Below are 25,450 nucleotides of genomic sequence, written 5' to 3' on the forward strand. Positions count from 1 at the left end.
ACAACAGTGAATCTCACTGTTGTCCCTGATAACTTTAATCTATCGTTCCCCTTAACCATTTCAATACCTGATCGATTTCATCCTTCGTCGTGTACCTGCCCAAACTAAAGCGGATGGCCCCCATTCCAACCTTTTCAGGGACAGCCATCTCCTTTAATACCGGTGATAATTCGATGCTGCCAGCATGGCAAGCCGAACCAGTTGAGGCCGCTAACTGTGGGATCGCCGCCAGCAGATCTTGTCCTATTTTTTCTACAAAGCTTATGTTCAATGTATTCGGCAGACGCTCCTTAGGATGTCCATTTAACTGAACGCGATCTCCAAAGTCTCCTTTTAATCCGCTCCAAAAATAGTCCGTAAGTTCCTTCAATATGCTTTTTCCAACCTGATTTTCAGCGATTTCACAGGCTTTTCCTAATCCGACTGCCAACAAGGTATTTTCCGTTCCTGCCCGTAGCCCGAATTCATGGCCAGCCCCATGAATCAGCGGTTCCAGTTTGATACCATCTTTTATATAAAGCGCTCCAATTCCTTTAGGAGCATATAGCTTATGGCCGGCGATGGTCAACATATCGACTTTTAACTCGTTCACATTAACAGGCACTTTCCCAACTGATTGAGAAGCATCTGTATGGAAGGCAATTCCATGCCTTTCAGCTAGTTCCCCAATCTCGTGAATCGGCTGTAAAGTCCCGGTTTCATTATTAGAGTGCATAATCGAAATCAGTATGGTGTCCTCCGAGATGGCTCGTTCAATTTCTTCAACTGACACTCTCCCGTATTGATCCACGCCTACGTAGGTAACCCTCGCCCCGATTTGTTCGAGAAATTGGCATGGATTTTTCACTGCTGGATGTTCTACTTTTGATGTAATGATATGGTTGCCTTTGCTTTTATTCTTAAAATAATAGCCTTTTAATGCGAGGTTATTGGCTTCACTGCCCCCACTTGTAAAAATCACTTCCCTGGGAGAACAGCCAATTAAGCCAGCAACCTGTTCCCTTGCCTTCTGTAACAATTCTTTTACTGGTGCCCCGGCCCAATGCAGCGCTGACGGATTTCCATAATAGTCATGCAGGAGCGGCATCATGGCATCGATAACTTCAGGAGCCAGAGGTGTACTGGCGTTGTAGTCCAAATAAATTTGTTGCATTTACCGATTCATTCCTTCCCCGGAGGATTCCTATTTCCCAAGTAAACTTTCATACTGTTCTACTAGTATTGTATGTGTATTCTATGTTTATTTTACGAGGATTCAGCATTTATCACAAGTTCAGCAGCCTTCTTCACTTCATTCAACAAACTATTTGAAACACGAGAACTGTCCACTCATTCAAAAAAATACCCGCCAAGCCATTACAGCTCAGTGGGATTTTTTGTTAAGGACCCAAAACTCAGTCAACCCCTTCAATTGATAAAAGTTAGGAATTAATTAAAAAGACAACAGCTTAATCTCGCTGTTGTCCCTGTAAACTATAAAATTAACCTATAAAAATTACCAAATCCAACAATCTTTATGATGCACGAGAACCGTCCCCATGCATCATTTTTTTGATTAGGAACACGCAAGAATAAATTTTATCCATTAGTTTAATTGGGCACGAATCTCTTCAATTGTCCGATTTAAGAAATCCTGCAGCTTTTGTAAAAATGACTGCCCCTCATCTGAATGTAAAAAGGTGGATACTTTCTCTGCTGTTTCACTTACCTGGTTTTTTACTTGGTTCCAGTCAATGTCCATACCCTTTAGTTTGTTGAAGAAGTCTACTAATTTATCTAACTCTTCATTTGTTAACGAAATCCCAAGCTCCGTAGCAGCTTGTTGAATGATTTCCCGTATGTCAGCTTCTGTTTTTGGATCATTTTTGGCGATTTCATCTTTGACTTTTCCCATAAGAGCAGCGGCTTTGTCCGCTCCAATGGAATCACCAAGCTCTGCGGTTTTCACCATTTCTTCATTAGCCGCTTTTTTGACTTCATCAGGAATTTCTTTATTCGTTGTCGTTTCATAAGCCTTCATAATTCCAGTCAAAGCCGCTGTACCTGATACAGAATATGGTGCTGTAATCTGGATTGTTGCATCCTTAACACCTGCTGTCATCAAGGCATTTTTATACATATCGTCTGTAACCCATGTAATATTGTTCGTTTGAACATTTAACCCGGAACCCTGGGCTCCAATCGTGATACTTGCTGATGAAATTGCTCGGTTCCCTATTTGTGACTTGGGAATAAACTCCCCTAAATATTCATGCTCTTCTTGATTTGATACGATTATACTTTGTACGTTTTCCGGTACCCCTAATTCTGCTAAAATATCATTTTTTTGCTGGTGTGTTAGGTTTTCTCCTAAAGTAACAATGACATCTCCTTCTGATGCGTCTGCAAAGCAAATCGAAGGAATTGAGAAAAGCATCGCTATAGTAAGAAACATTGCCTGTATTTTCGGTTTCAAAAAAATACCTCCTGAAAATTTGGCTTTGAAATATCATAACACTAGATGTTTGGATTTCATTATAAGAATAGGTAACAATTATGCTAATTCTATTAAGGTCTTTACATAGTGGATAATAATGTTACAGCTAGAGTACGATTCCTTTACCGCCTAATTTTTTATCACAAAAAGACTATGACGGCAATGGTTCGATATGTAATCAATGGCCAAAAAGATGATTTCACCAAACAAAAAAGGACAACAGTTTAATTCCCAGTGTTGTCCATTTTAACCTTATATTTAATTTAGCCTTCTTTTGCTGTATTAATTTTTGAAATAATATATCCAAAACCTATAACAAGAACTGTAATAGCTGTTGGTACCAATACGTGAAAATCATTTGGGAGAATCGGCTGGAATTTTGGTTCACCGACCATCATTTCACCTGCTGTCCAAGCTAATATTCCAGCACCGGCATAGGTGATCATCGGGAACTTTTCCATGGCTTTCAATATGAATTGGCTTCCAAAAACGACGATTGGGATACTAACCATCACACCGATGATAATCCCAGCTAAATTTCCTTCAACAGCACCAGCAATAGCTAGTACATTATCAAGGGACATCACTGCATCAGCAGTAATTATGGTTTTCACTGCGGAAATTAAACTTGACCCTCCATCTCTCTGATGATTGTCACCCTCATCAACTAAAAGTTTAATAGCTATATATACGAGAAGAAGGCCGCCAGCAAAGGTTAAGAATGGTAACTCTAGTAGGTATACTATTGCTACTGCAAAAATTAATCGTAAAATAATGGCTCCAACTGTGCCCCAAAAGATTGCTTTCTTTTGTTGTTTCTTTGGAACATTCCGAGCTGCCATAGCAATCACAACCGCGTTATCGCCACTCAATACAATATTGATTAAAATAACCTCCAAAAGAACTGTGAACGACAAACCAAATATCTCCAATTTAACCACCTCTGGCTTAAGTTTAACTAAGCCATTATATTAATTTGGGGTTTATTAAAGACCATCTGATTTGGATTAATTAAAAATATTTTTCTTTTTCAAAAGATAGTTTAATTGTAATCTTTCACAGTCTTTAGCTTTAAAATATGTTCAACAAATAACGAATCATTTTACTTTTGCTACTCCTAAGGCAAAATGGCTCCAAAGTATATCTTCTACTAACTCAGCTTGTGATTCTTCACAATCCACAATTAAGATTACTTCAGAATGTTTTCCTTTTAAAACCTTTTTCTTCTTCTTTATAACCAATTCCATAAAAAGCCGAATAGCAAATCCAAGAACAAATCCAACAAATGCACCGATCAGTCCCCAATAAATTGGTCCCCAAGCCAATTTAAACCCAATACTTGCCCCAATAACTGAAAAAGCAGTTGCAAGCCCCATTCCAATATCAATCAAACTTGTACCGTCTGAGCGATGAAGGGTATCAAAAATTTTACGTTCTTCTGCTCGATTATCCAGAGGGACAGCAAATATACTATCCTTTTTAATCCCTTTTTTTTCTAACGTTGAAATGGCCATTTCTAAAAATCCAGTGGTTTCAAATGTTGAAAATAACTGCATATTTATCACTTCACTTTTTGCCCTTTTAGTATTTTGAAACCCTCCGATTGATAATTCTCGGTTAAATGATTCCTTAAGTCTTTTTCAAATAGTTTGTTATTTTCAATCGTATTCATATAAGAATCATAAGTTGCAAACCCATAGTGTGAAGGGATAAAGAGAAGCCATTCAGGTTTTATAACAGAGGTAGCTTCTTTAACTTTACCTAAGAATAAAAGTACAATTGCTTCTTGAACATGAGAATTATAATAAAATATCACTAACCATACGATGACAAAGAAAGCAGTTAATATCCTATGTATATAAAGCTGCCCTAGACCCGGTATAAACAAGGACCACATAACGGAAAGTATGGGATTTCGCTTATCTAAGTAGTTGATTTCTAATGCTCCTAATGAAAATGAATTAAATCGGTGTCCCTCTCGCTCAGCTAAAAGATAGAACTTATTCATATCTACTGTTGTTCGGTAACTGTCCCAAATACCAAAAAGGTAAACAGGGATATACATAAGAAGCCATCTTGTGTCCAATACCTCTTTTGCCATGTCAATATTCCCTTGAAAGGAATAAATCATTGAAGAATTAACATGGCCTTTAATATTAACAACCACTTCCCAAATAAATAAGGCATATCCTCTAAGATATTTAGATAATAGCAAATGCCCGAATCCAGGAAATGCAGCGGACCACCATGCAATGATATAAGGATTTCTTAAATGCAATTGGGTTGTCCCAAAAATACTAACATGGGCTTTATACCGTCTGGCAGTATTATCATTTGTATAGTTGTTCATCTAATCCACCTTAAGGAACGATTTATAATATATTTCCAAATGTGGAATAGATTTATTCCAGTCTTTAAATATTGGGTACATAAAGAGAAGCCAATTTTCTAAGATGAAAATCGGCTTTTTATAAGACCCCTATAGAATTCTCTCTAACTAAATACCCAATTCTTTTGCAATCACATAAAAAGGATTAGGCATTCCTTCTTTTAACCAAGTTTCTAAAACCCCTACGTATGGATTTAAATATCTTTTTGAGACTTTTGAAATGTGTAGATATAAATTCACAAAAAAAGGTACTTGTCCAAGGTAATCTGCCTAATCCTGTCCAATTTCTCTGAATACACTGTTTATTAATTCGGACATGGAGATGATTTAGAGTGAGTAGAAGACAATTTGATAACCAAGGCAATCAAAGTTTCTTTAGAGGTAGGGAGGAGAGCTCAAGTTTACATGAATCGAGTTCACACTCCACTAGGCACCAATCAACTAGAAGAAATACAAATGTTACACGCGGAAGTGTGATGGGGATCAATGCATCCACGTGCCAACAACTTGCAAATATTATTGGAGGCATGGTTATTACAGCCACTCCAGTTTGTGTAGTCCAGCGTCTTCGAAATATTAATGCAACCATTTTAGGCCGCCGTACACGCTCCCCTCTTGCCCTTCCATTCGCCCTTTCCTTTGAAAACAATAAGAAAGGAAGAACCCTTAACCTAGGTGAAACTGTTATCCTCCAAAGAGAGATTAATCCATTCCTTAGCGCATTAAGGAGTAGAGGGATAATTGTTACAGCCGTTCATAATCATTGGCTTTTTGACGATCCAAGGTTAATGTATGTCCACTGGGAGAACGTTGGGGATCCATTTACGTTTGCTGAAAACAGCATTGCAGCTGCCAGGGAAGCAGGTCTTTTTTAAAAATTAGGCCATTTGTGATTTTAAGATATCACAAATGGCTTTTATTTTTTTACAATTTTCTAGTGGAGATAAAATAAATTTTTTTAATCTAATCTTAAAAAACAACTGCTACACATGACGCAACTCCCCCCATCAAGTTGTTTTTCGACTAACTTTCGGGGGTCCTGAAAACAATGTGGTAAAATAAGTATAAAACCTGTTTTGACGGAGGATGTTATGGTTTGGTTTTTGTTAGTTGTTTTTGTTATTGCTTTAGTGATGGGGTTTTTTCAGGTTCCGATTTGGATTATGTATGGCGTATTTGCGGTCATGATTATTTTCATTTTCATTCGTAACCCGCTTGTATTTGGAAAAGATCCCGAAAAGATAATGGCGTACATAAAAAAATCAAAAGCGCCGCATTTACAATTCCTGTACCATTTTCTTCAAGGGGACCTATCGGCTGCGGAGAATACGTTGGGCAAGATACTCATGAAAAAAGCGAAACAAGGCTCGGAATTGATGCTCTTAATGGAGCGGAAAGAATATGGAAAAGCAAAAGAACTCCTTGCGAACATGAGTGGACATAAGACAAAGTGGTACGCTTTGTCGGATATCGCTATTCAGGAAGTGGACTCCGAATCACTCAAAGAATACAGAGGGAAGCTAAACGACAGGTTCCTTTTAAAGATGTTAGAAGTCGATCAAGCCGTTTTTGAAGGAAAAAAGAGAGAGGCGGTTGTACTGCTCGAAAATATGATACCTACGTTAAGAGGTTATAAATTATTGACAGCTGTCCAAGCCCGCAAGCAAATTCTAGAAGGAAAAATCTAAAAGCCCGAAAACATGTGTTTTCGGGCTTTTCTTTGATTTTTAGTACCCCCCTGCTCCTGATAACTACTCTTTTCCTTTTGAGGCAGAAGAACCGTCCCCATGCATCATTACAAAAACAATAAATACTTTTTACATTAGATTAATAAAGTAGACTCTAACTTCAAATATAATAAAGTAGAGGCTGACATTTTGAGAGGAGTGATGAAATGGATACAACTTCTCACATCTTAATGGGGTTGGGACTGAGTGCTCTTGCTCAAATGGATCCTGTGATCGCTAATGATGCTGCCCTGACACAAGCTGTTGTTTTGGGTACAGTCATTGGTTCCAATGCCCCTGATTTTGACTTTATGTATCTTTTGAAAGGAAAAGGCAGCTACTATCGAAACCACAGAGCATGGTCCCATTCCCTACTTGCTTTACCTTTATGGAGTGCTGCCGTTTCAGGAATTATTTTTTCCCTTTTCAATATGCCGTCTTTTTCCCATCTATTCTTTTGGACCTTCTTAGCCGTTATACTGCATGTCTTCTTTGATTTGTTTAATGTGCATGGCACTCAAGTCTTGCTTCCTTTTTCAAACAAATGGATTGCCTTTGATTCCCTCCCATTATTTGACCCAACGATTACATTCGTACATATCCTAGGATTTTGCCTGCTGCCTTTCTATGAACCTGGAAAAACCTTTCTGATTATCTATCTTTTTATCTTCGTATATGTTGTTGTCCGGACTACTTATGCAGTTATGATAAAAAGAAAATTAGAGCACCACTTTGTCCGTTCCCTCCGGATTAAATTGATTCCACATATGTTCTTGTTTCAATGGGACGTCTTAATTGAGACCAAAACAGACTTTTTATTTGGCGTCTATTCCGACGGCAGTCTGCACATCGAGCATACCTTTTCAAAGGAAATAGACTTTCCTGAACTTGTTTCAGATAGCCAAAAACACCCTGTCGTTTCCGATTTTCTTTCTAGCACCCAATTTGCCTATCCGTTTGTTCGGTCTTGGAAAAATGGATACCTCATCTATTGGAAGGACCTTCGTTTTCGGACTAGAAAATTTTTTCCCACTCTAGCCATCCTATTTATTTCGTCTGATTTTAAAATAAAAAATTGCTTTATCGGTACTTTGCATTCCTTGAAGCAATACAAACAGGTTGTTCGAAAACTAAAAATATAAAAAAGGGTGATTGAATGGAAAAAACATTATGGATGATTACTAGCGAAATGACAGGTTATGTTCATAGCACTATACTTCTCCCCCATCCTCACACTCTTTTTTACATAAAAATTCCACCATAAATTTTATCCGCACCCTAAAAAATAGTTTAGGAGGGAAAAAAGTGAAAGGCGCATTGAATGGGAATGCCATCAGAAAAGCTGTACCTGCTTTGATCCTTACGACTGTGTTTTCAGCGGCTTTTGTTTTAGACTCAGGGAGACCTGAAACGACAGGCATTTCTCATAGCATCGAGACTGGTCAGTCGCGCATTCACGTTCAATTGCTTGGGGTTAATGATTTTCACGGCCAATTAAATGTAACCCGTGAAGTAAACGGAAGGCCAGTTGGCCGCGGGGATTATCTCGCAGCCTATCTAAAAGAAAGAAAAGCGGAAAACAAAAACACCCTGTTAGTTCACGCAGGTGACATGGTTGGCGCAAGTGCACCCGTCTCTTCTCTTTTTCAAGAGGAGCCCGCAATCCATGTGTTAAACAAGATCGGCTTTGATATCGGAACGTTAGGGAATCACGAGTTCGACCGAGGCACGAAGGAAATGCTCAGATTGATTCGAGGAGGCTTCAACCAAAGGTCCGAATATTTTATAGGTGCTGGGTTCCCCTATCTATGTGCCAATGTTCTTAACGCCAAGACGAATTCCCCCATTTTCCCTCCCTATAAAATTATGAAAGTAGCAGGCGTTCCAATTGGATTTATTGGTGTGGTATCGGATGATACACCCAGCATGGTGGATTCGAAGGCAATTGAAGGTGTCACCTTCATAGATGAAGTTACAGCCATCAATATAGCGGTGGGCGAATTAAAGGACCAAGGCGTAAAAGCAATCGTAGTACTAGCTCACATTTCAGGTAAACAGTCTTCCCGTGACGCTGCCGCATCCGGTGAGATCGTTGAAATGGCTAAACTGGTGGATGATGAAGTAGACGTCATGTTTGCTGGCCACAGCCATTCTTACCTTAATACGGAGGTTGATGGAAAACTGCTAGTCCAGGCTGAATCCTACGGGACTGCCTTCTCCGATGTGGATTTGGAGATTGACCCAGTAACGAAGGAAATTGTGAGTAAAATAGCGGAGATTGTTGTTACCTATCATGACGCTATCAAGCCAGATCCTGAGATGAAGGCATTGATTGAAAAATACGAAACAGAAGTTACCTCTGTGGTGGACGAAATTGTTGGAACGGCTGCTTTTGATATTACCAGCAAACGGAACGAAAACGGTGAATCCACTTTGGGCAATCTGATTGCCGATTCCGAGCGTTCCATGATGAATACGGATTTTGCTTTTATAAACCCAGGTGGAATCCGAGCAGAACTTCAAGCTGGTACTGTCAGTTATGAAGAGCTGTTAACGATATTGCCATTTCATCATCATTTGGTGAAGATGCAGTTGACTGGCGACCAAATCCGCCAGGTTTTAAATCAACAGTGGCAACATGACCAAGTGCGGATGCTGCAGGTTTCCGGTTTGAAATACACTTGGGATGAGAGGAAAACTGGTAGCGACAAAATCGTCGATTTATATACGGATGACGGAACCTTGGTTGTGCCTGATAAAACCTACTCCGTGACTGTAACCAGCTATCTGGCCAATGGCGGTGATCATTTCACTGCTTTTCAAAATGGTACGAATAAAGAGATGGGACCTATTGACGTTGATAGTTTTAAAGAATACCTGAAACAGTTTAATCAACCTATTCGCTCTTTCATTGATGGCCGGATTCAAAAAGTTCGCTAATAGGATTCCCGCTAATGAATGAAGGACATTTCCACCCTGGGGCTCCTTCGTTTTGTCCTTCATCCCCTTCATGAAGGACATTTCTACCCCGGGGCTCCTTCGTTTTGGCCTTCATCACCAAAGTGGTCAATTTGTTAGAAATAATTTAAGAAAACATTACGGCATTTTAATCTAGCCTTAAAATAGAAAGTCTACAATAAACGTTAGTAATCAGATGGAATAGCACCAAAAAATATTATTCATAAAAGAAGGATGATATATGAATATTTCCTATAAAAACTATCAAGGCGGAAATAATAATTTGGTCGTTATAGAAAGCGATGGAGTGGTTACCACGAGTTTAAAAGATAAGGATACCGCTATAAGAACCCATAAAAGGAAATTAAAGCGGTTAAAGGCTAAACAAAAATGAAACATAGGGACGGTTCTCATGGCAATTTAAATTGATTTACTAATTTAAAATAGCTGCAGAACCATCCCCTTCGTTTCTTAATAATTTTTTATCAGCATTTTATCAATTTCACGTACTTGATCATATGAATTTAATAGATTCTCAGGTACCAAGGTTCGGCCATATTCCCAGGCATTCCTTTCTATTAGAGACAGAAGCTGTGCTTTTTCTTCATCCTCACCATAATGTATAGTCCTTAAATCATGTTTATTTTTCTTAAAATCTAAATAATAACCGAGTTGACGATAAAGAATAAGTCTGACACAGTCTTCATCTGTCTGTTTAATTTTAAAGTTAATATTCGCTATGTATCCATTTATTTGTAGGTAGTTAAACTTTAGAGTATTTGTTGATACGTTATAACTCATCGGTGCAGGTAATTTATTGTTCATCTCATAATTAATATCTAATTTGTGTTCTTCTAAAGTATTACTAATGATCTCCTCAATATCCCATATATATAGCATTCTATCGACCACTTCCCTTCCTAAAAGTTTTTCATTAAAAATAATTTTTTCTGCCTTCCTCTCTTTATTTTTATGAAATGGTAACGGAAAGTAAATCCTTCCATTTACCTTAAGCCTTTATACCTGCATCAACCGTATCCTTCCATGTTTTTATTATTTATTTAGATAAAGATAGTTCTTTTGTATTATTTTCCCTGATTTACACAACATTTACAGAATATTTATTCTCCCCTAATAAAACTTATTTAATATTTAAGCTGTTGAGCAAGCTTATTAATAAGGGGGAAAAGGAAAAATGAAAACTCGTTTTAAGAAGGCTATTCCTTTCATTGCAACAACAGTTCTTGCAACAACTGCACTTACAACCCAAACATTATTTAATGAGGGTGGTAATCAAAAAGCAGAAGCACAGTCAGTCTCAAATGAAGATGTGAAAAAGAAGGATGCTACATGGCTTGCAGGTGACCATCACGTGCATAGTGAATGGAGTGTTGGTTGGGACAATTCTACAAATCCTCCGACTGCTATTAGAGGCGGGGATGCTATCTATCCAATCTCTAAGAATGCCGAAAATGGTAAAAAGTATGGACTGGATTGGATGATGACAACAGATCATGGAGGTCCTAATCATTCCAAGGTTAACTTAGAACAAGCCTATCCTGAATTATTAAAATCCCGTGCAGCTGTTCCTGAAGTTCTTCAATTCTACGGAATGGAGTTTGACACACCAGCAGCTGACCACAGCACTCTCATGATTCCAAAAGGGGAAAATGAATCGCAAGTGCTTTACGATATTGAAAGTAAATTCAATAAACGTGATCCTTTTCCAAACGATGGAAGCAGGGATACAGAATCAACTATGATTGATGCTCTTAACTATATGAAACAAATGGATGAACTTCCAATTTCTATCGCACACCATCCATCCCGCTCAGCTACTGGTGTCGGTGTATGGGGACAAGATACTCCGCAAGAGTTCCGTAATTGGAACGATATCGCACCTAACATCTCTATCGGTATGGAAGGTGCGCCAGGACACCAGGCGGCTGCTATTAACCCAGATGGCTCTCTTGATCCTAAAGGATCCCGTGGTTCGTATGGAAACGTAAACGCTCCAACAATGGGTGGATTTGACCAAATGTCAGCTATCGTTGGCGGTTTATGGGATTCGATGTTAGGTGAAGGAAGACATTGGTGGATTACTGCTACCTCTGACTCACATGTTAACTGGCGTGATGGAGGAAGTGACTTCTGGCCTGGTGAATATTCTAAAACATATGTAAAAGCAGTGAAAAATTATGAAGATGTAATGGAAAACCTTCGTAAAGGTAATGTATTTGTTACAACGGGAGACCTTATCTCTGAACTTGATGTTAAAGTGCAAGCAGTAGGGAAAACACCATTGCATGCACAGGCAAAAGGAAATACAGCATCAATCGGTGAAACACTTACACTTCCTAGTAAGAAATCTGATGTAACCGTAACAGTTCGCATCAAAGATCCAAACGCTGCGAACGCTCATGGAGATAAGCCAAATGTTCAACGTGTTGACTTAATTATGGGAGAAGTTAATGGAAAAGTGGAAGACCGCTCAACTGCTTCTAATCCTACAACAAAAGTTGTGAAGCGTTTCACTGAAAATGATTGGAAACAAGACGGTGAATACATCACGATTACTTATACTTTAAAAGGTGTAGATAAAGATAGCTACATTCGTTTACGTGGTACTAACACTGATCAATTAGAACCAGAAAAAGATCCTAAAGGTGAAAACCCATGGAATGATCTTTGGTTCTACTCAAACCCAATTTTCATGAAAGCAAGTAAATAATTAGGAATTCAAGGAGATTTTGACGAGGGGCATACATACTCCTCGTCTTTCCGTTATCTTTAATCATCAACAACATTGCGAGAAAACATTTGAAATGGACGTGGAATGAATGAAAAAGCTATGGCTGCCTACTTTATTCTTTTTACTTTTATTTGGCTCCCTTTTGCCTGCCCCATCCTCTGCCCATACCAATAATAGCGAAGGTTTTTCTAACATAGTAGTGAAAGAGAAATCGCTAGATTACGAGTTGAAGCTCGATCTGGAAGAACTCGGGCATGCCCTTAATAAGACAACAGAAGAAAAGGAACTAATTAACAATAAGATTGTGGAGCAATATATAAATTCCCATATTAAACTTTATGCGGACAGCCAACAAATTGAAGGCAGCGTGGAAAAAACAGATATAGAGATGATTAAGGAAAGACCCTTTGCGGTCATTAACTTAGCTTATAATATTGATCATAAACCCGAAAAACTAGTAATGGAATATAATATGTTTATGGACGACTCCGATCCAAGTCATGCCAATTTCGCAACCATTAAAATGGACGGGAAACAACAGGAAAAGATTCTTACATTTGAATCGAGGGAATTAGAAATTGGTGAGGTAAGCCTTTTGCAAAATGTTAAACAGTTTGTCGTTCTTGGCTTGGAACATATTTTTACAGGCTATGACCATATCCTGTTTATCATTAGTTTACTTTTTGGGGCAAAAACCTTTCGTCATATTCTTTCTTTAGTCACGGCCTTTACGATTGCCCATAGTATCACATTGGCTCTTGCTACTTTCGACATTGTTCAGCTGCCAAGTAGATTTGTGGAATCCGCTATCGCTTTAAGCATCGTCTACGTTGCACTTATGAATATTTTTAATAAGGACTCCAAACACCAGCCTTGGCTTGCCTTTGCTTTTGGTTTAATCCATGGATTCGGTTTTGCCGGAATCTTATCGGAAATGAGATTAGACACAAACCATATGGCTGCGTCCCTCTTATCTTTTAATATCGGAATCGAAATCGGCCAACTTATCATTGTATCGTTGGTATACCCGCTTATTTTATGGATCAAGAAATTAACGGTGAAACCAATAAAATGGGTGATTCCCGGAACCTCAGCAGCCATTTTAGCGTTTGGTCTTGTTTGGTTTATTCAAAGAGCTTTTTAAAAAAATGACATGGGGACGGATTTCTTGGTACCTTTGGGACACCAGACCCGTCCCCCATAACCGTCCCAAATTCAACAAATCATTATGAGGCAAGAGAACCGTCCCCATGCATCATTCCTAAAGCCCCTTGGTGGACAACAAGGCGTATTCAATATAGCTGGCAGCTGCTTGATTCATCCGTGCGAATCTTTCGTCATGGGTCTGCCCTTTGAAATACCGGAAGTAAATTTGCTGGGCGATGACAGCCAATTTAAAGTACGAGAAGGTAAGATAATAAGGGATAGTTGAAACGTCCAGTCCGCTTTTCTTTGCATACCTTTCTAAAAATTCTCTGCGAGTAAAGAAGCCTTCTTTTGCTGTGATGGGTTGGTTCCCTGGGCCGCCTTTTAATTCGTCAGGGTCGCCGGATTCCAACCAGTAACATAAGGCAACCCCAACATCAGCCAGCGGATCGCCGATTGTTGCCATTTCCCAATCAAACAAACCGGTCATCTCGCGAAAATCCTCTGAAAACATCGCATTATTCAATTTATAATCATATTGAATGATGGCGGGTTTTGGTGAAACAGGGATATTTTTTTGCAGCCAGGATGTTAACTCTTCCACACCGGGAACTTCTTCCGTTTTGGCATTTTCGTACCGTTTAATCCAGCCGCCAGTCTGCCTCTCCATAAATCCATCCGGCCTTGAAATCTTTAGTAACTCCGTTTTCGTGTAATCGACCTGATGCAGTTCTACTAATTGATCGACCATGATTTCCGATATTTTTATCCCTAAACTAGGATGATAAGGAACATGTGCAGGGAACTCATCATCTAACACTATCCCTTTTCTTCTTTCCATGATAAAAAAAGGACTGCCGACTATGGAGTGATCATTCGAAAAAATATACGGCTTGGGAGCAGTTGAAAAGATTGGGTGCACATTCGATAAAATCGTATATTCCCGCCCCATATCATGGGCTTTTGGCGCAACTGGTCCGTGCGGCGGCCGGCGCAGCACCGCCTCCCATTCCCCAACTCTTATTAAATAGGTCAGATTAGATTTACCTGCACCAAATTGTTCAATCTCCAATTTGCCTGCAGGGGCCTCCTCTATATGTTCCTGAATAAACTTTTGGAGCTTCTCATAATCGAGTTCCTCCCCTTTTCTCACATCAATCGTGTCACGAAAGGTTTCCTTCATTTCTTTAATCACTCCCTTTTTTAAAAAAGTTCAGGCAATGGAGTACTGACCTCCATTACCTGAACTCGGATATTGTTTTTAGATTTGGACTGCTGATAATTCTGGAGTTTGATATTTTTTAAGTTCCAATCTAGCAATCTGACGGCGGTGCACTTCATCAGGACCATCGGCGAGTCTTAATGTACGTGCCTGCGCCCAATGATTGGCAAGAGTGAAATCATCACTTACGCCGGCAGCACCAAAGGCTTGTATCGCACGATCAAGCACTTTAAGTGCCATATTTGGTGCAACCACTTTAATCATTGCGATTTCCGTTTTCGCTTCTTTATTTCCAACTGTGTCCATCATATAGGCCGCTTTCAAAGTCAATAAACGGGCTTGCTCGATTTCAATTCTTGATTCTGCAATCCACTCTTGAACAACACCTTGCTCGGCAATTTTTTTACCAAAGGCAGTCCGGTTTAGTACTCGCTTAGTGAGGTCTTCGAGTGCACGTTCTGCAAGGCCGATTAATCTCATGCAGTGATGAATCCGGCCCGGTCCAAGCCGCCCTTGGGCAATCGCGAATCCTTTTCCTTCTTCCCAAAGCATATTATCGGCAGGCACCCGGACATTATCATAGACAATTTCCGCGTGACCATGCGGGGCATCATCATACCCAAACACTGAAAGGGTTCGTTCAATCTTCACACCTGGTGTGTTTAATGGTACGAGAATCATAGACTGCTGTTCATGCCGCTTTGCGGTTGGATCATTTTTCCCCATTACAATCGCAATCTTGCAGCGCGGATCCCCTGCTCCTGAGGACCACCACTTTCTGCCATTGATGACATATTCATCGCCATCTCTGACAATGCTTGTTTCAATATTGGTTGCGTCACTGGAAGCCACATCTGGCTCTGTCATTGAAAAACAGGAACGAATTTCGCCGGCCAAAAGTGGTTCAAGCCATTGTTTCTTTTGGGCTTCCGTACCATATCGGACAAGAACTTCCATGTTTCCTGTATCTGGTGCGCTGCAATTAAATACTTCCGGACCAATCATGGATCTCCCCATAACCTCACAAAGGGGTGCATATTCCAGATTGGTTAATCCAGCCCCATATTCACTTTCCGGCAAGAACAAATTCCATAGCCCTTCCGCTTTTGCCTTTTGTTTCAATTCCTGCATAATCGGAGGAATATCAGACCAGCGTGTTTCCTGTTGATTCAACTGCTCCTTATACAACTTTTCATTTGGGTAAACATACTCCTCCATAAACTTAATTACTCTCTTTTGCAAGTTAACAACCTTTTCAGAATATGAAAAATTCATCCTATCCATCCCCTTTTCATGTTTTTAGATAAATTTAAGATTATACAATAGACCTGAATCGAGTGTTGGCATGTTCACTGTTACCCATTTTATTTATGGGCAAAAACGGGCTTTCTTTTTTCGATAAATGCTGAAACTCCCTCTTTCACATCTTCTGTTAAAAAGACCTCTCCAAACAGTTCAGCTTCTCTTTCAATTCCGGCATGGAATTCCATATTTGTTCCTTCATCTACCGCTTTTTTAATCCGAGAAAGAGCCTGCAGAGAATACCCGCTGATTTTCTTGGCCATTGCCAGTGCCGCGTTCATTCCTTGTCCTGTTGCGACAACTTTGTTCACGAGTCCAAGCTTCACCGCTTCATGTGCCGAAATGGGGTCACCGACAAACATGAGCTCTTTTGCTTTTGCTTCTCCTACTATTCTTGGAAGACGCTGGGTGCCCCCTCCGCCAGGGAAGATTCCCAATTTGATTTCCGGCAGGCCAAGCTGCGCGTGTTCTTCGGCAATCCGGATGTCACAAGTGATGGCAAGCTCACAGCCGCCGCCGAAGGTCAGGCCATTTAAGACGGCAATCGTCGGCTTCGGCAGGAAATCGATTTGGTTAAAGACGGCATGCTGCTCCAATACTCGGTCCTTCATGCCTGCTTTGCCAATGGATTGAGGGAACTCTTTAATATCTGCTCCCGCCATAAACGCCCGGCTTCCTGCCCCCGTCAAGATGACCACCACAATGTCGTGATCGCTGGCAATATCATCAAAGACAGTCTTTAACTCACTGGTTACCTGCCCGCTTAAAACATTTAGCGGCGGATTATCAATCGTCACAACCGCAATATGATCACTTTTTTCCAGTTTTACTAATTGCGTATTCACTTTGCCTTCACTCCTGTTTTTTCATATTCATACCAGCCCTTGCCGGTTTTTCGGCCAAGAGTCCCAGCCTTCACTTTTTCTTCCAGGCTTGCAGACGGCTTATCCTCTTCATTTCCTGTTTCTTTATATTTTTCCGCCAGTGCATAGTAGCCGACATCAATGCCGGATAAATCCATCAGCTCAAAAGGACCCATCGGGTGGTTTAATGCTTTTTTGACAATCGTATCAATGTCTTTATAATCGCAGATGCCTTCTTCATACAGCTTGAGCGCTTCGTTGTTTAAGGCAAACAACAGACGGTTTGCTATAAAGCCCCATGTTTCCTTGCGCAGCAACACACCGGTACGCTTGATTTTTTCACAAACAGCCATTGTGACAGCAGCCGTTTCTTCAGACGTAGTCTCACTCATGACGACCTCAACGCAATCCATCACTAAAGCTGGAAAAAAGAAGTGCATATTACAGACTTTCTCCGGCCTCCTGGTAACATCGGCAATTTTTGAACTAGCAATTGTGGAGCTATTGGATGCTAAAATGGCATGAGGAGGTGCCAAACGATCAACTACAGCGAATAGCTCCCGTTTAACATCTAGCTTTTCAACAACCGCCTCAATGACAAAGTCTGTATTCCCTACTGCCACTTCTAAATTAGTCGTATAAGACAACCGGGCGAAGGCCTGATCCAAGCCTTCCTGACTGATTTTCCCTTTTTGAACCCATTTTCCCATTTGAAAATCAAGGGCTTCCTTTGCCTGTTCCAATGCCTTCTCCTGGATATCGTAGATGGTTGTTGAAAACCCGCCTAACGCGCATAACATAGCAATTTGGTGTCCCATCGACCCTGCACCTAACACCGAAATATGTTTTACATCCTGTATATTCAATGATTTCACTCCTTCCAATACTAACCGGTTAGTACTTTGGTAATGTTCAAAAAACTTATCCTTCTCGCTCAATCAGCGCTGCAATGCCTTGGCCTCCGCCAATACAAGCTGTAATCAATGCCCGCTGTTTATTTGCTCTTTGTAATTCGTACACGGCCTTCGTCATCAAAATCGCTCCTGTTGCTCCAAGTGGATGACCATGTGCAATTGCCCCGCCGTTGACATTGAGCTTAGCTTCGTCGATTTCCAATTCGCGGTTACAGGCAAGAACCTGAGCAGCAAACGCTTCGTTCAATTCAACTAAATCAAAATCATCGATCTTCAATCCTGTCCGTTGTAATAGCTTTCTAGTTGCCGGTACCGGACCGATTCCCATAATATTAGGATCCACACCGCTTACCGCAGAGTCACGTACAACTGCCAGCGGCTTTACGCCTAATTCTTCAGCCTTTTCACGGGACATGATCACTAATGCGCTGGCTGCATCATTGAGCCCTGAGCTGCTTCCAGCTGTAACGGTTCCTCCTTCAAGGAACGCTGGCGGCAATTTAGCTAATCCTTCAAGCGTCGTTGATGGTCTCGGATGTTCATCCACTGCAACTGTGATTGGCTGCCCTTTTCTAACAGGAATTTCAATAGGCACAATTTGTTGTTTGAAAAATTCTTGCTCCATAGCGGCTGCCATTCTTTGCTGGCTTCTTAATGAATAGGCATCCTGTTCTTCTTTAGAAATATTATATTTTTTCACTAGATTTTCAGCCGTGATTCCCATTGGCGGATCACCGATTTCCTTTGGTGAAAGCTGCGATTTGCGAAAACTTGGCGGCGCTGCACTGTACGCTTTTGTTGCGCGATCCATTAAATAAGGAGCACGGCTCATGCTTTCGGTCCCACCCGCCACATAAATATCACCTGCTCCGGCATTAATCGCCTGGGCAGCTAAAACGACGGCATTGATACCAGATCCGCACTGACGGTCAATGGTTAAACCAGGTATTTCAAGAGAAAGTCCGGTTTGCAGGGCTGTTAATCTAGCAATGTTTCCGCCGCCGCTTAACACATTTCCAAAAATAACATCATCAATCTGATTCGCATTAACACCTGCTCGGTTGAGCGCTTCCTTTATCACGACTGCACCAAATTCATGGGCATTCAGGCTGGCTAAGGCGCCGCCTTGTCTTCCTATTGGGGTTCTTACTGCTGATACGATTACTGCATCTCTTTTTGACATTCTTTTTTCCTCCCTATTCATCTATTAAATATGTTTATAGTAAAACCTGTCTTGCAATGACAAGCTTTTGTATCAAATTTGAACCTTCATAAAATTGGGTAATTTTCGCATCCCGCAGCATTCGTTCCACTGGGTAGTCATCAGTGTAGCCGCTGCCTTCTAGCATTTGAACAGCATCCGTGGTCACTTTTATCGCGACATTCGAACAGAATAGCTTTGCCATAGAGGCAGTACCTGCCACTTCAGCTGATCCGCTGTCCAGTAATTCTCCACCGTAGTAAAGCAATCTTCTTGCAGCTTCAATCTCTGTTGCCATATCAGCCAGCATTAGCTGGGTATTATGAAATCTCAAACTCTCCCTCGAAGAGCGCATAAATTTATGGGCATACTTTATTGCCTCTTCATAAGCGCCTTGTGCAATCCCCAAAGCTAGAGCCGCAACACTTAATCTCGTCCGATTAAGCGTTTCTTTCAAAATTTTAAATCCTTTACCCTCCCCTCCAATTAGCTGTGAATGATGAATTTTTACATTTTCTAAAATTAGTTCTCTTGCTGGAATCCCTTTTACACCCATTTTCCCTGCTTCTCTTCCTACTGTTAGTCCGGGTGTTCCCTGCTCGACAATAAAATAGGTGAGTCCTGCATTTTTTATTCTGGGGTCCATCGTTGCGACAATCATGTAAATGTCAGCTATCCCAGCGTTAAACACAAATAACTTTTTGCCATTTAAAACATAATAATCGCCCATTTTTTCAGCTGTTGTATAAACCGTTTCTAGATCGCTGGTGATTCCCTCTTCCGTAATCCCAATCGCCCCTATTAAATCACCTGATGTGAGAGGGGGTAAATACTTCATTTTTTGCTCCTCCGTACCACCTAGAAGAATGGGGTTCATCACCATTTCCTGATTCGTCAACAGCATGGATGTCGAACCGCAGCAGCGAGCAATCTCTTCAATAATGATCAACTGATTCAAGTGCGATAGGCCGCCACCGCCAAAACGGGTAGGTACACTTGTGCCGAATAATCTATTTTCTGCTAACTTCCTGACGTGGGTGTCCGGTATTCTTTGAAGTTGGTCCACATCTTTTGCCGCAGGAAGAAAGCAATCTTCAGCAATAGACTGGATAAAATGACGAACCATAGAAATCTCTTCCTGAATCAATTACATTCCTCCTCCCATTGTCATTATTCTTTTACGATGCAATTTCCGTGCCAACTTAATAAGACTGGTTATTTATGGTCCCTTCCCTTGGTAATGCAAAAAAACAACAAAAAAATAGTGCAAAATTGCAACACGTTGCATTTTTGCACTATTTATAATAATTGGAATATTTTTGAACTTTCCTTGATAACGTGGAAGCATCGACGTCTAGTGCTTTTGCAGCCGCGCGAATGCTAGGATACTGCTTCAACGCACGATCGATGACCTGTTTTTCAAAGAGTTCCATTTGCTCTTTTAGGGACCTTACATTATCAGTAGTTGGATTGATTTCGCCACTTTCATTGGGTGGTTCAGACTGCGTTTTTTCTTTATTTGTCTGTGTGAATAATTCATTTCTGATGTCATCAGCAGTAATAATCGGTTTTTCAATCATAATGCACAGCCGCTCAACTATATTTTGAAGTTCTCGCACGTTTCCCGGCCAATGATACTGTAGAAAACTAGCCAAAACTTCTTTTGAAAAAATCTTATTCACGCCATATTTTTGTCTTATGTTATGGATAAAGTGATAGGTTAAAGGAACGATATCGTTTGGTCTTTCCCTTAGCGGAGGAATATGGATTGGTATGATGTTTAATCGATAATAGAGGTCCTCTCGAAACCCTCCTTTTTTAATTAAATCTTCCAGATTTTGATTAGTGGCAGCGATTACCCTGGTGTCGATTTTGATCGGCTTTGTCCCGCCGACCCTGGTAATTTCAAATTCCTGCAGCACCCTTAGTAATTTGACCTGTAAGTGTAAGGGGATTTCGCCAATTTCATCTAAAAGAATCGTCCCCTTTGCGGCCTGTTCAAATAAACCAACCTTACCCTTAGGGCTAGCTCCTGTAAACGCCCCAGGTTCATAGCCGAATAATTCAGATTCTAACAGATCATTGGGAATGGCGCCGCAATTCACTTTGATCAGCGGCTGGCTGCTTCGTTTGCTATTTTCATGAATTAATTTTACAACAACCTCTTTACCCACTCCTGATTCCCCATATAAAATGACGGTTGAATCATGCTGAGCGACTCTTAAGGCGCGGTCGATGACTTTCTTCATTTTCAAGTCGTAGGCGACAATGGAATGAATGGCGGTTTTATTGGATTTTAGTTCCTCCAGCTGCTGAGTGATTTCCTCATGCTCCTGCTCTAATTGAAAAATTTCATGCTTGAGCTGGTTTAATACTGTAACGTCCAACATCTGACTGACAACTTTTATGATTTGTCCTTGTTTATTTTTAATAGGGATGGCGGTTACTAAAACTTCCTTGCCATTATAGAGTTTTGTCAGTTGGGTAATAGGTTTTCCTTCTTTAAAAACCTGCAGTTCGGCGGTTTGGTCGATGATTTCCTCGATTATTAAATCCCGATGCCTGCGGCCAACCACATCACTTACCGATAATCCTGTTTGTTCCTTAAATGCCGGATTTACTTCGGTAATCCTGCCCTCTTTATCAGTGATGACCACTCCTGTAATGGAATGCAGAAACATTTGCTGATATGTTTCATAAATCTCTTCCAGTTTCGCTAATTCGCACGGTGCGTCTGATACCAACGTCCACTTACGATCCCTGTTTGTTATTTTTTTGGTCCTCCTTCCAATTAGGGTTGTATGTAAATAATCTGATTAAAGTTATTGTATTCTATATTTTCTGAAAAATAAATGATTTAATCTGCTTACTCCTCAGTTACGTGATGTACCTTACCTCATCCCATTAATAATGGATTCCATAAATTTCAAAAAAAATCTTGAGGTTGATGCAAAAGAACCGTCCCCATGCATCGTTTTTTATGACGTGTTTGCATTATAATGTTTATATACATAACACAAACATGAAGGAAAAAGGAGCTTTAAACAATGGATTTGCAATTACAGGGCAAAAACGTACTTATTACCGGCGGTTCAAAAGGAATCGGGAAAGCAATTGCCGAGGCATTTGTTGCTGAAGGAGCAAATGTTACGATTACCGCAAGAGGTCTAGGCTATTTAGAAGAGGCAAAAGCGGAACTTGGCGGCAACGTTTCTATTTATCAAGCAGACCTTACTAATCCAGAGGAACGAGAAAAATTGATTCACACATTTATCGAGGAAAATGGAACGATTGATATCCTGATTAACAATGCCGGCGGCAGTAACGGCGGCAAGGCAATTGAAACCGATATGGAACTTTTTTATCAGGCAATGGAACTGAACTATTTTTCCGCAGTACATTTGAGTAAACTTGCTGCCATTCATATGAAAAATCAGAGGTCTGGAGCAATCATTAATATTACCTCTGTCTATGGTAGGGAAAGCGGCGGAAAAGTCACATACAATAATGCAAAAGCGGCGCTCATCAGCTTTACAAAGTCTTTTGCCGACGAAGTAATTCCCTATGGTATCCGGGTGAACAGTATTGCTCCCGGAAGTATTTTACACGAGACTGGCAATTGGATCAGACGCATGAACGAGGATCCTGAGGGCATTAAAGAGTTTGTGAATAAAGAAATTCCTGCAGGCCGCTTCGGTACCCCGGAGGAAATCGCCAATGTTGCGGTATTCCTTGCTTCTGAAAAAGCATCCTGGATTGTCGGAGCCAGCATAAATGTCGATGGCGGACAATCGAAGATGAATTTTTGAGGCTTTTATTCCTATTCCGGCTGAATCACAATGTAAATAATACACAAAAACGCTTGGGCTTTCCAAAAAAATCCAAGCGTTTAACTTTATAGAGGCTTTATTCTCCCGAACCAGCTAATACTTGAATCATTCGGGTGCATATAAAGTTTATATCCTCCTGAACTAGCAAACCTGTGAAGTATTCGGGCTCATATAGAGGCTATATCCTCCCAAACTTGCAAACCTGTGAAGTATTCGGGCTCATATTGAGGCTATATCCTCCCGAACTTGCAAACCTGTGAAGTATTCGGGCTCATATAGCCGCTATATCCCCCCGAACTTAAAAAATCTTAATGCATTCGGGCTCATATAGAGGCTGTATCCTCCCGAACTTGAAAAATCTTGATGCATTCGGGCTCATATAGAGGCTGTATCCTCCCGAACTTGAAAAATCTTGATGCATTCGGGCTCATATAGAGGCTGTATCCTCCCGAACTTGAAAAATCTTGATGCATTCGGGCTCATATAGAGGCTGTATCCTCCCGAACTTGAAAAATCCTGATGCATTCGGGCTCATATAGAGGATATATACTCCTGAACTTGCAAACCCTTGAATTGTTCGGGCGCATATAAAGGTCTTTATCCTCTCGAACCAGCAAACCAAGTAATAAATACCTTTTTCGAAAAAAAATGGCTGCACATAAGCAACCAATTTCGCTTCCCAATCTGTTTTCAGCCAGCTGCCAATTTCAGATCTTCTTCGGCAGTCGAATTTTGCTTTGAATAAAGTTCTTTGTAATAACCGTTTCTTTTTAGCAGGGTCTTATGATTTCCACTTTCTACAATCCTGCCGTTTTTCAAAACATATATCATATCAGCATTCAAAATCGTTGATAGTCTGTGGGCGACCATTATGATGGTCTTATCTTGATCAAATTGATTAATCGACTCTTGAACAAGCTTTTCACTTTCATTATCCAGAGCGCTGGTCGCTTCATCCAAGAAAATCAACGAAGGATTTTTTAAGAAAATCCTGGCAAGGGCTACCCGTTGTTTTTGGCCGCCAGATAGCTTAACCCCTCTCTCCCCAATTTCTGTATCATAGCCGTTTGGCATTGCTGAGATAAAATCATGTGCAAAAGCCTTTTTGGCAGCAGCGATTATTTCTTCATCTGTCGCATCAAGCTTTGCCATCTTAATATTGTCCTTAATCGAAGTGCTGAATAAAAAGTTATCCTGCGTGACAATCCCCATATGCTCTCTAAGATTATCAATTGAGTAATCTTTGATATTGACCCCATCAATTAACACTTCGCCTTTCGTTACATCATACATTCTCAGCAAAAGCTGCAGGATGGTGCTCTTACCGCCGCCGCTTTCACCAACAAACGCATACGTTTTTCCTTTTTCAAGGGTCAACGAAACATTATCTATTATGTTCTTCTTTCCATCATAGGAGAATGTCACGTTATTAAGCTCGATGTAATCGTTAAATTCTTTCAATTGAACAGGGTTAACTACTTCTTTAATTGCCTTAGGGGTTCCAAAGAAATCAAATATCCTTTTTAAAGCAACACTTCCTTCGGTAATGGCCGGATAGGCATTCACTAGAGCTGCAACCGGACTTCTCATTTTATCGACATAGGCAAAGAAGGCAATCAGGCTTCCCATTGATAAACTGCCATCGATGACAAACAAACTGGCGATTATCGCGACAACAAATGGTGTCATATCACTTAAAACATTGACGAAAGCTAACATGATTGCATTAATTTTGGCGTGCCGATCTGTTAATTTGTCAAATTGGGTTAAGTGTTGATCGAGTTCCTCTTTGTCTCTTTTTTCCGAAGCAAACAACTTCGAAAGGAAGGCACCTTGGATTTTTTCAAAAATAAACCCGCTCATTACCGATCGATATTGCATCATGTTGCGGGTTGATTTTTTTAATCTTTTTGACAGGATATGAGCAAGAATAAATTGTAAGCCAACTAGGAAAACGGACAGGAGCGTTAATTTTACATTGAGTGTCAACATGACCGCCACTACGAACACGAGCACAATCATTTCTATCCAGATGTTCCCAAAGAAGGCTGTCAAGAAACTTTTTACCTTTTCAATATCATCGAAAAATCGTGTAGCGATTTCTCCGCTTTTGTTATCAACAAAATATTTCGCATCCAGAGAATGAACCTTCTTAAAGGCGTCCTTTCGAAGATGTTTCATAATATTGTTATTTGCTTTGTGGATGCAAAATTGCCTTACATATTCCATCGGTGTTCGGATGAAAAGGAATATGGCCAGCATGCCGAGCCCAATCATCATTAGCTGTTCAAGCATTTCCGTGCGCGACAATTGCTCATTTTGCAGCAAAGAATCAAAAATATATTTTAAAATTAATGGAACAAACAGCGGTACCAGGAAACGAAAGATGCTCCCAACAAATCCTAGCAAGTATAACCCTTTTACTGGCTTCACATATGGTAAAAACAACTTGAAATCTTTCATTTTATCAAACTCCCTTCAAAATTGATCCAGCGGCCTTATCGAGCGAAGTTTTCTAATGTATTGGATGATTTCATTCTACGTTGTTTTAATAGTTTCCTAACCGCACACTTTCTGAACCTCCACCGCATACTTTTAAGACCTTCACCGCAGTTTTTTTGAGTGCTGCCGCAAATTATTGGGGATGCTTTTTATGCGAAAAAAACCCGC

General features: G+C 40.4%; 22 protein-coding genes. 8 read left to right on the top strand and 14 right to left on the bottom strand.

Annotation, left to right across the window (positions count from 1 at the left end):
• Nucleotides 1-34: 34 nt before the first annotated feature.
• The 5 genes from V5M37_RS16955 to V5M37_RS16975 all read right to left on the bottom strand — a co-directional run bounded on the left by V5M37_RS16955 (nucleotide 35) and on the right by V5M37_RS16975 (nucleotide 4,826).
• Nucleotides 35-1,153 carry a cysteine desulfurase family protein gene (locus V5M37_RS16955; RefSeq protein WP_423798348.1) on the bottom strand — a complete coding sequence of 373 codons (1,119 nt, stop codon included), beginning with the start codon at nucleotides 1,151-1,153 and terminating at the stop codon, nucleotides 35-37.
• Nucleotides 1,154-1,585: 432 nt separating this feature from the next.
• Nucleotides 1,586-2,434 (bottom strand): DUF1002 domain-containing protein, encoded by an 849-nt coding sequence (locus V5M37_RS16960; RefSeq protein WP_423802640.1) that lies wholly within the window; start codon nucleotides 2,432-2,434, stop codon nucleotides 1,586-1,588.
• A 305-nt stretch (nucleotides 2,435-2,739) separates the two neighbouring features.
• Nucleotides 2,740-3,408, bottom strand: coding sequence for a TerC family protein (locus V5M37_RS16965; protein ID WP_423798349.1), 669 nt, complete (start codon nucleotides 3,406-3,408; stop codon nucleotides 2,740-2,742).
• Between the two features lie 165 nt (nucleotides 3,409-3,573).
• The gene (locus V5M37_RS16970; protein ID WP_423798350.1) at nucleotides 3,574-4,032 is read right to left on the bottom strand and encodes a hypothetical protein; all 459 of its coding nucleotides are present in this window, start codon (nucleotides 4,030-4,032) and stop codon (nucleotides 3,574-3,576) included.
• 5 nt (nucleotides 4,033-4,037) lie between these two features.
• Nucleotides 4,038-4,826: a hypothetical protein gene (locus V5M37_RS16975; RefSeq protein WP_423798351.1), complete on the bottom strand. Its 789-nt coding sequence runs from the start codon at nucleotides 4,824-4,826 to the stop codon at nucleotides 4,038-4,040.
• A gap of 371 nt (nucleotides 4,827-5,197) precedes the next feature.
• Between V5M37_RS16975 and V5M37_RS16980 the strand changes: the two genes are divergently transcribed.
• The 5 genes from V5M37_RS16980 to V5M37_RS17000 all read left to right on the top strand — a co-directional run bounded on the left by V5M37_RS16980 (nucleotide 5,198) and on the right by V5M37_RS17000 (nucleotide 9,944).
• Nucleotides 5,198-5,740 carry a DUF1259 domain-containing protein gene (locus tag V5M37_RS16980; protein ID WP_423798352.1) on the top strand — a complete coding sequence of 181 codons (543 nt, stop codon included), beginning with the start codon at nucleotides 5,198-5,200 and terminating at the stop codon, nucleotides 5,738-5,740.
• A gap of 216 nt (nucleotides 5,741-5,956) precedes the next feature.
• A complete protein-coding gene (locus V5M37_RS16985) occupies nucleotides 5,957-6,553 on the top strand; it encodes a hypothetical protein (RefSeq protein ID WP_423798353.1) in 597 nt (198 codons plus the stop codon).
• A gap of 206 nt (nucleotides 6,554-6,759) precedes the next feature.
• Nucleotides 6,760-7,734: a metal-dependent hydrolase gene (locus V5M37_RS16990; RefSeq protein WP_423798354.1), complete on the top strand. Its 975-nt coding sequence runs from the start codon at nucleotides 6,760-6,762 to the stop codon at nucleotides 7,732-7,734.
• A 163-nt stretch (nucleotides 7,735-7,897) separates the two neighbouring features.
• Nucleotides 7,898-9,532 carry a bifunctional metallophosphatase/5'-nucleotidase gene (locus V5M37_RS16995; protein WP_423798355.1) on the top strand — a complete coding sequence of 545 codons (1,635 nt, stop codon included), beginning with the start codon at nucleotides 7,898-7,900 and terminating at the stop codon, nucleotides 9,530-9,532.
• Between the two features lie 259 nt (nucleotides 9,533-9,791).
• Nucleotides 9,792-9,944, top strand: coding sequence for a hypothetical protein (locus V5M37_RS17000; protein WP_423798356.1), 153 nt, complete (start codon nucleotides 9,792-9,794; stop codon nucleotides 9,942-9,944).
• A 77-nt stretch (nucleotides 9,945-10,021) separates the two neighbouring features.
• Here the strand turns inward: V5M37_RS17000 and V5M37_RS17005 are convergent, their stop codons facing one another.
• Nucleotides 10,022-10,450 (bottom strand): hypothetical protein, encoded by a 429-nt coding sequence (locus V5M37_RS17005; protein WP_423798357.1) that lies wholly within the window; start codon nucleotides 10,448-10,450, stop codon nucleotides 10,022-10,024.
• A gap of 295 nt (nucleotides 10,451-10,745) precedes the next feature.
• Between V5M37_RS17005 and V5M37_RS17010 the strand changes: the two genes are divergently transcribed.
• Together V5M37_RS17010 and V5M37_RS17015 are read left to right on the top strand one after the other, a co-directional pair.
• A complete protein-coding gene (locus V5M37_RS17010) occupies nucleotides 10,746-12,281 on the top strand; it encodes a phosphoesterase (protein WP_423798358.1) in 1,536 nt (511 codons plus the stop codon).
• A 109-nt stretch (nucleotides 12,282-12,390) separates the two neighbouring features.
• A complete protein-coding gene (locus V5M37_RS17015) occupies nucleotides 12,391-13,446 on the top strand; it encodes a HupE/UreJ family protein (RefSeq protein ID WP_423798359.1) in 1,056 nt (351 codons plus the stop codon).
• A 117-nt stretch (nucleotides 13,447-13,563) separates the two neighbouring features.
• Here V5M37_RS17015 and V5M37_RS17020 read toward each other — a convergent pair whose 3' ends face one another.
• From V5M37_RS17020 to V5M37_RS17050, 7 genes are all read right to left on the bottom strand, one after another.
• Nucleotides 13,564-14,631 carry a phosphotransferase family protein gene (locus tag V5M37_RS17020; protein ID WP_423798360.1) on the bottom strand — a complete coding sequence of 356 codons (1,068 nt, stop codon included), beginning with the start codon at nucleotides 14,629-14,631 and terminating at the stop codon, nucleotides 13,564-13,566.
• A gap of 78 nt (nucleotides 14,632-14,709) precedes the next feature.
• Nucleotides 14,710-15,945: an acyl-CoA dehydrogenase gene (locus V5M37_RS17025; RefSeq protein ID WP_423798361.1), complete on the bottom strand. Its 1,236-nt coding sequence runs from the start codon at nucleotides 15,943-15,945 to the stop codon at nucleotides 14,710-14,712.
• Between the two features lie 89 nt (nucleotides 15,946-16,034).
• Nucleotides 16,035-16,817 (bottom strand): enoyl-CoA hydratase, encoded by a 783-nt coding sequence (locus V5M37_RS17030; RefSeq protein WP_423798362.1) that lies wholly within the window; start codon nucleotides 16,815-16,817, stop codon nucleotides 16,035-16,037.
• The gene (locus V5M37_RS17035) at nucleotides 16,814-17,701 is read right to left on the bottom strand and encodes a 3-hydroxyacyl-CoA dehydrogenase family protein (protein ID WP_423798363.1); all 888 of its coding nucleotides are present in this window, start codon (nucleotides 17,699-17,701) and stop codon (nucleotides 16,814-16,816) included. The genes V5M37_RS17030 and V5M37_RS17035 overlap by 4 nt, the downstream gene beginning before the upstream one ends.
• 55 nt (nucleotides 17,702-17,756) lie before the next feature.
• On the bottom strand, nucleotides 17,757-18,932 hold the full coding sequence (locus tag V5M37_RS17040; protein WP_423798364.1) for a thiolase family protein: 1,176 nt from the start codon (nucleotides 18,930-18,932) through the stop codon (nucleotides 17,757-17,759).
• Nucleotides 18,933-18,966: 34 nt separating this feature from the next.
• Complete coding sequence (locus tag V5M37_RS17045; RefSeq protein ID WP_423798365.1) at nucleotides 18,967-20,097, bottom strand: acyl-CoA dehydrogenase family protein; 1,131 nt, start codon at nucleotides 20,095-20,097, stop codon at nucleotides 18,967-18,969.
• Nucleotides 20,098-20,245: 148 nt separating this feature from the next.
• Nucleotides 20,246-21,694 carry a sigma-54 interaction domain-containing protein gene (locus tag V5M37_RS17050; protein ID WP_423798366.1) on the bottom strand — a complete coding sequence of 483 codons (1,449 nt, stop codon included), beginning with the start codon at nucleotides 21,692-21,694 and terminating at the stop codon, nucleotides 20,246-20,248.
• A gap of 303 nt (nucleotides 21,695-21,997) precedes the next feature.
• Here V5M37_RS17050 and V5M37_RS17055 point away from each other — a divergent pair, with 303 nt between their 5' ends.
• Nucleotides 21,998-22,759: an SDR family NAD(P)-dependent oxidoreductase gene (locus tag V5M37_RS17055; RefSeq protein WP_423798367.1), complete on the top strand. Its 762-nt coding sequence runs from the start codon at nucleotides 21,998-22,000 to the stop codon at nucleotides 22,757-22,759.
• A gap of 711 nt (nucleotides 22,760-23,470) precedes the next feature.
• Here V5M37_RS17055 and V5M37_RS17060 read toward each other — a convergent pair.
• On the bottom strand, nucleotides 23,471-25,243 hold the full coding sequence (locus tag V5M37_RS17060) for an ABC transporter ATP-binding protein (RefSeq protein WP_423798368.1): 1,773 nt from the start codon (nucleotides 25,241-25,243) through the stop codon (nucleotides 23,471-23,473).
• Nucleotides 25,244-25,450 lie beyond the last annotated feature (207 nt).

Source organism: Neobacillus sp. SAB-20_R2A (assembly GCF_049568635.1).
GTDB lineage: Bacteria > Bacillota > Bacilli > Bacillales > Cytobacillaceae > Neobacillus > Neobacillus citreus.

Bases quoted from the DNA above. Each gene is read 5' to 3' on its own strand.
- V5M37_RS16985 (WP_423798353.1), top strand. From the start codon at position 5,957: ATGGTTTGGTTTTTGTTAGTTGTTTTTGTTATTGCTTTAGTGATGGGG.
- V5M37_RS16975 (WP_423798351.1), bottom strand. From the start codon at position 4,826: ATGAACAACTATACAAATGATAATACTGCCAGACGGTATAAAGCCCAT.
- V5M37_RS17010 (WP_423798358.1), top strand. From the start codon at position 10,746: ATGAAAACTCGTTTTAAGAAGGCTATTCCTTTCATTGCAACAACAGTT.
- V5M37_RS17005 (WP_423798357.1), bottom strand. From the start codon at position 10,450: ATGCTATATATATGGGATATTGAGGAGATCATTAGTAATACTTTAGAA.
- V5M37_RS17015 (WP_423798359.1), top strand. From the start codon at position 12,391: ATGAAAAAGCTATGGCTGCCTACTTTATTCTTTTTACTTTTATTTGGC.
- V5M37_RS16955 (WP_423798348.1), bottom strand. From the start codon at position 1,153: ATGCAACAAATTTATTTGGACTACAACGCCAGTACACCTCTGGCTCCT.
- V5M37_RS17055 (WP_423798367.1), top strand. From the start codon at position 21,998: ATGGATTTGCAATTACAGGGCAAAAACGTACTTATTACCGGCGGTTCA.
- V5M37_RS17000 (WP_423798356.1), top strand. From the start codon at position 9,792: ATGAATATTTCCTATAAAAACTATCAAGGCGGAAATAATAATTTGGTC.
- V5M37_RS17025 (WP_423798361.1), bottom strand. From the start codon at position 15,945: ATGAATTTTTCATATTCTGAAAAGGTTGTTAACTTGCAAAAGAGAGTA.
- V5M37_RS17020 (WP_423798360.1), bottom strand. From the start codon at position 14,631: ATGAAGGAAACCTTTCGTGACACGATTGATGTGAGAAAAGGGGAGGAA.
- V5M37_RS16990 (WP_423798354.1), top strand. From the start codon at position 6,760: ATGGATACAACTTCTCACATCTTAATGGGGTTGGGACTGAGTGCTCTT.
- V5M37_RS16970 (WP_423798350.1), bottom strand. From the start codon at position 4,032: ATGCAGTTATTTTCAACATTTGAAACCACTGGATTTTTAGAAATGGCC.
- V5M37_RS16960 (WP_423802640.1), bottom strand. From the start codon at position 2,434: ATGTTTCTTACTATAGCGATGCTTTTCTCAATTCCTTCGATTTGCTTT.
- V5M37_RS17060 (WP_423798368.1), bottom strand. From the start codon at position 25,243: ATGAAAGATTTCAAGTTGTTTTTACCATATGTGAAGCCAGTAAAAGGG.
- V5M37_RS17040 (WP_423798364.1), bottom strand. From the start codon at position 18,932: ATGTCAAAAAGAGATGCAGTAATCGTATCAGCAGTAAGAACCCCAATA.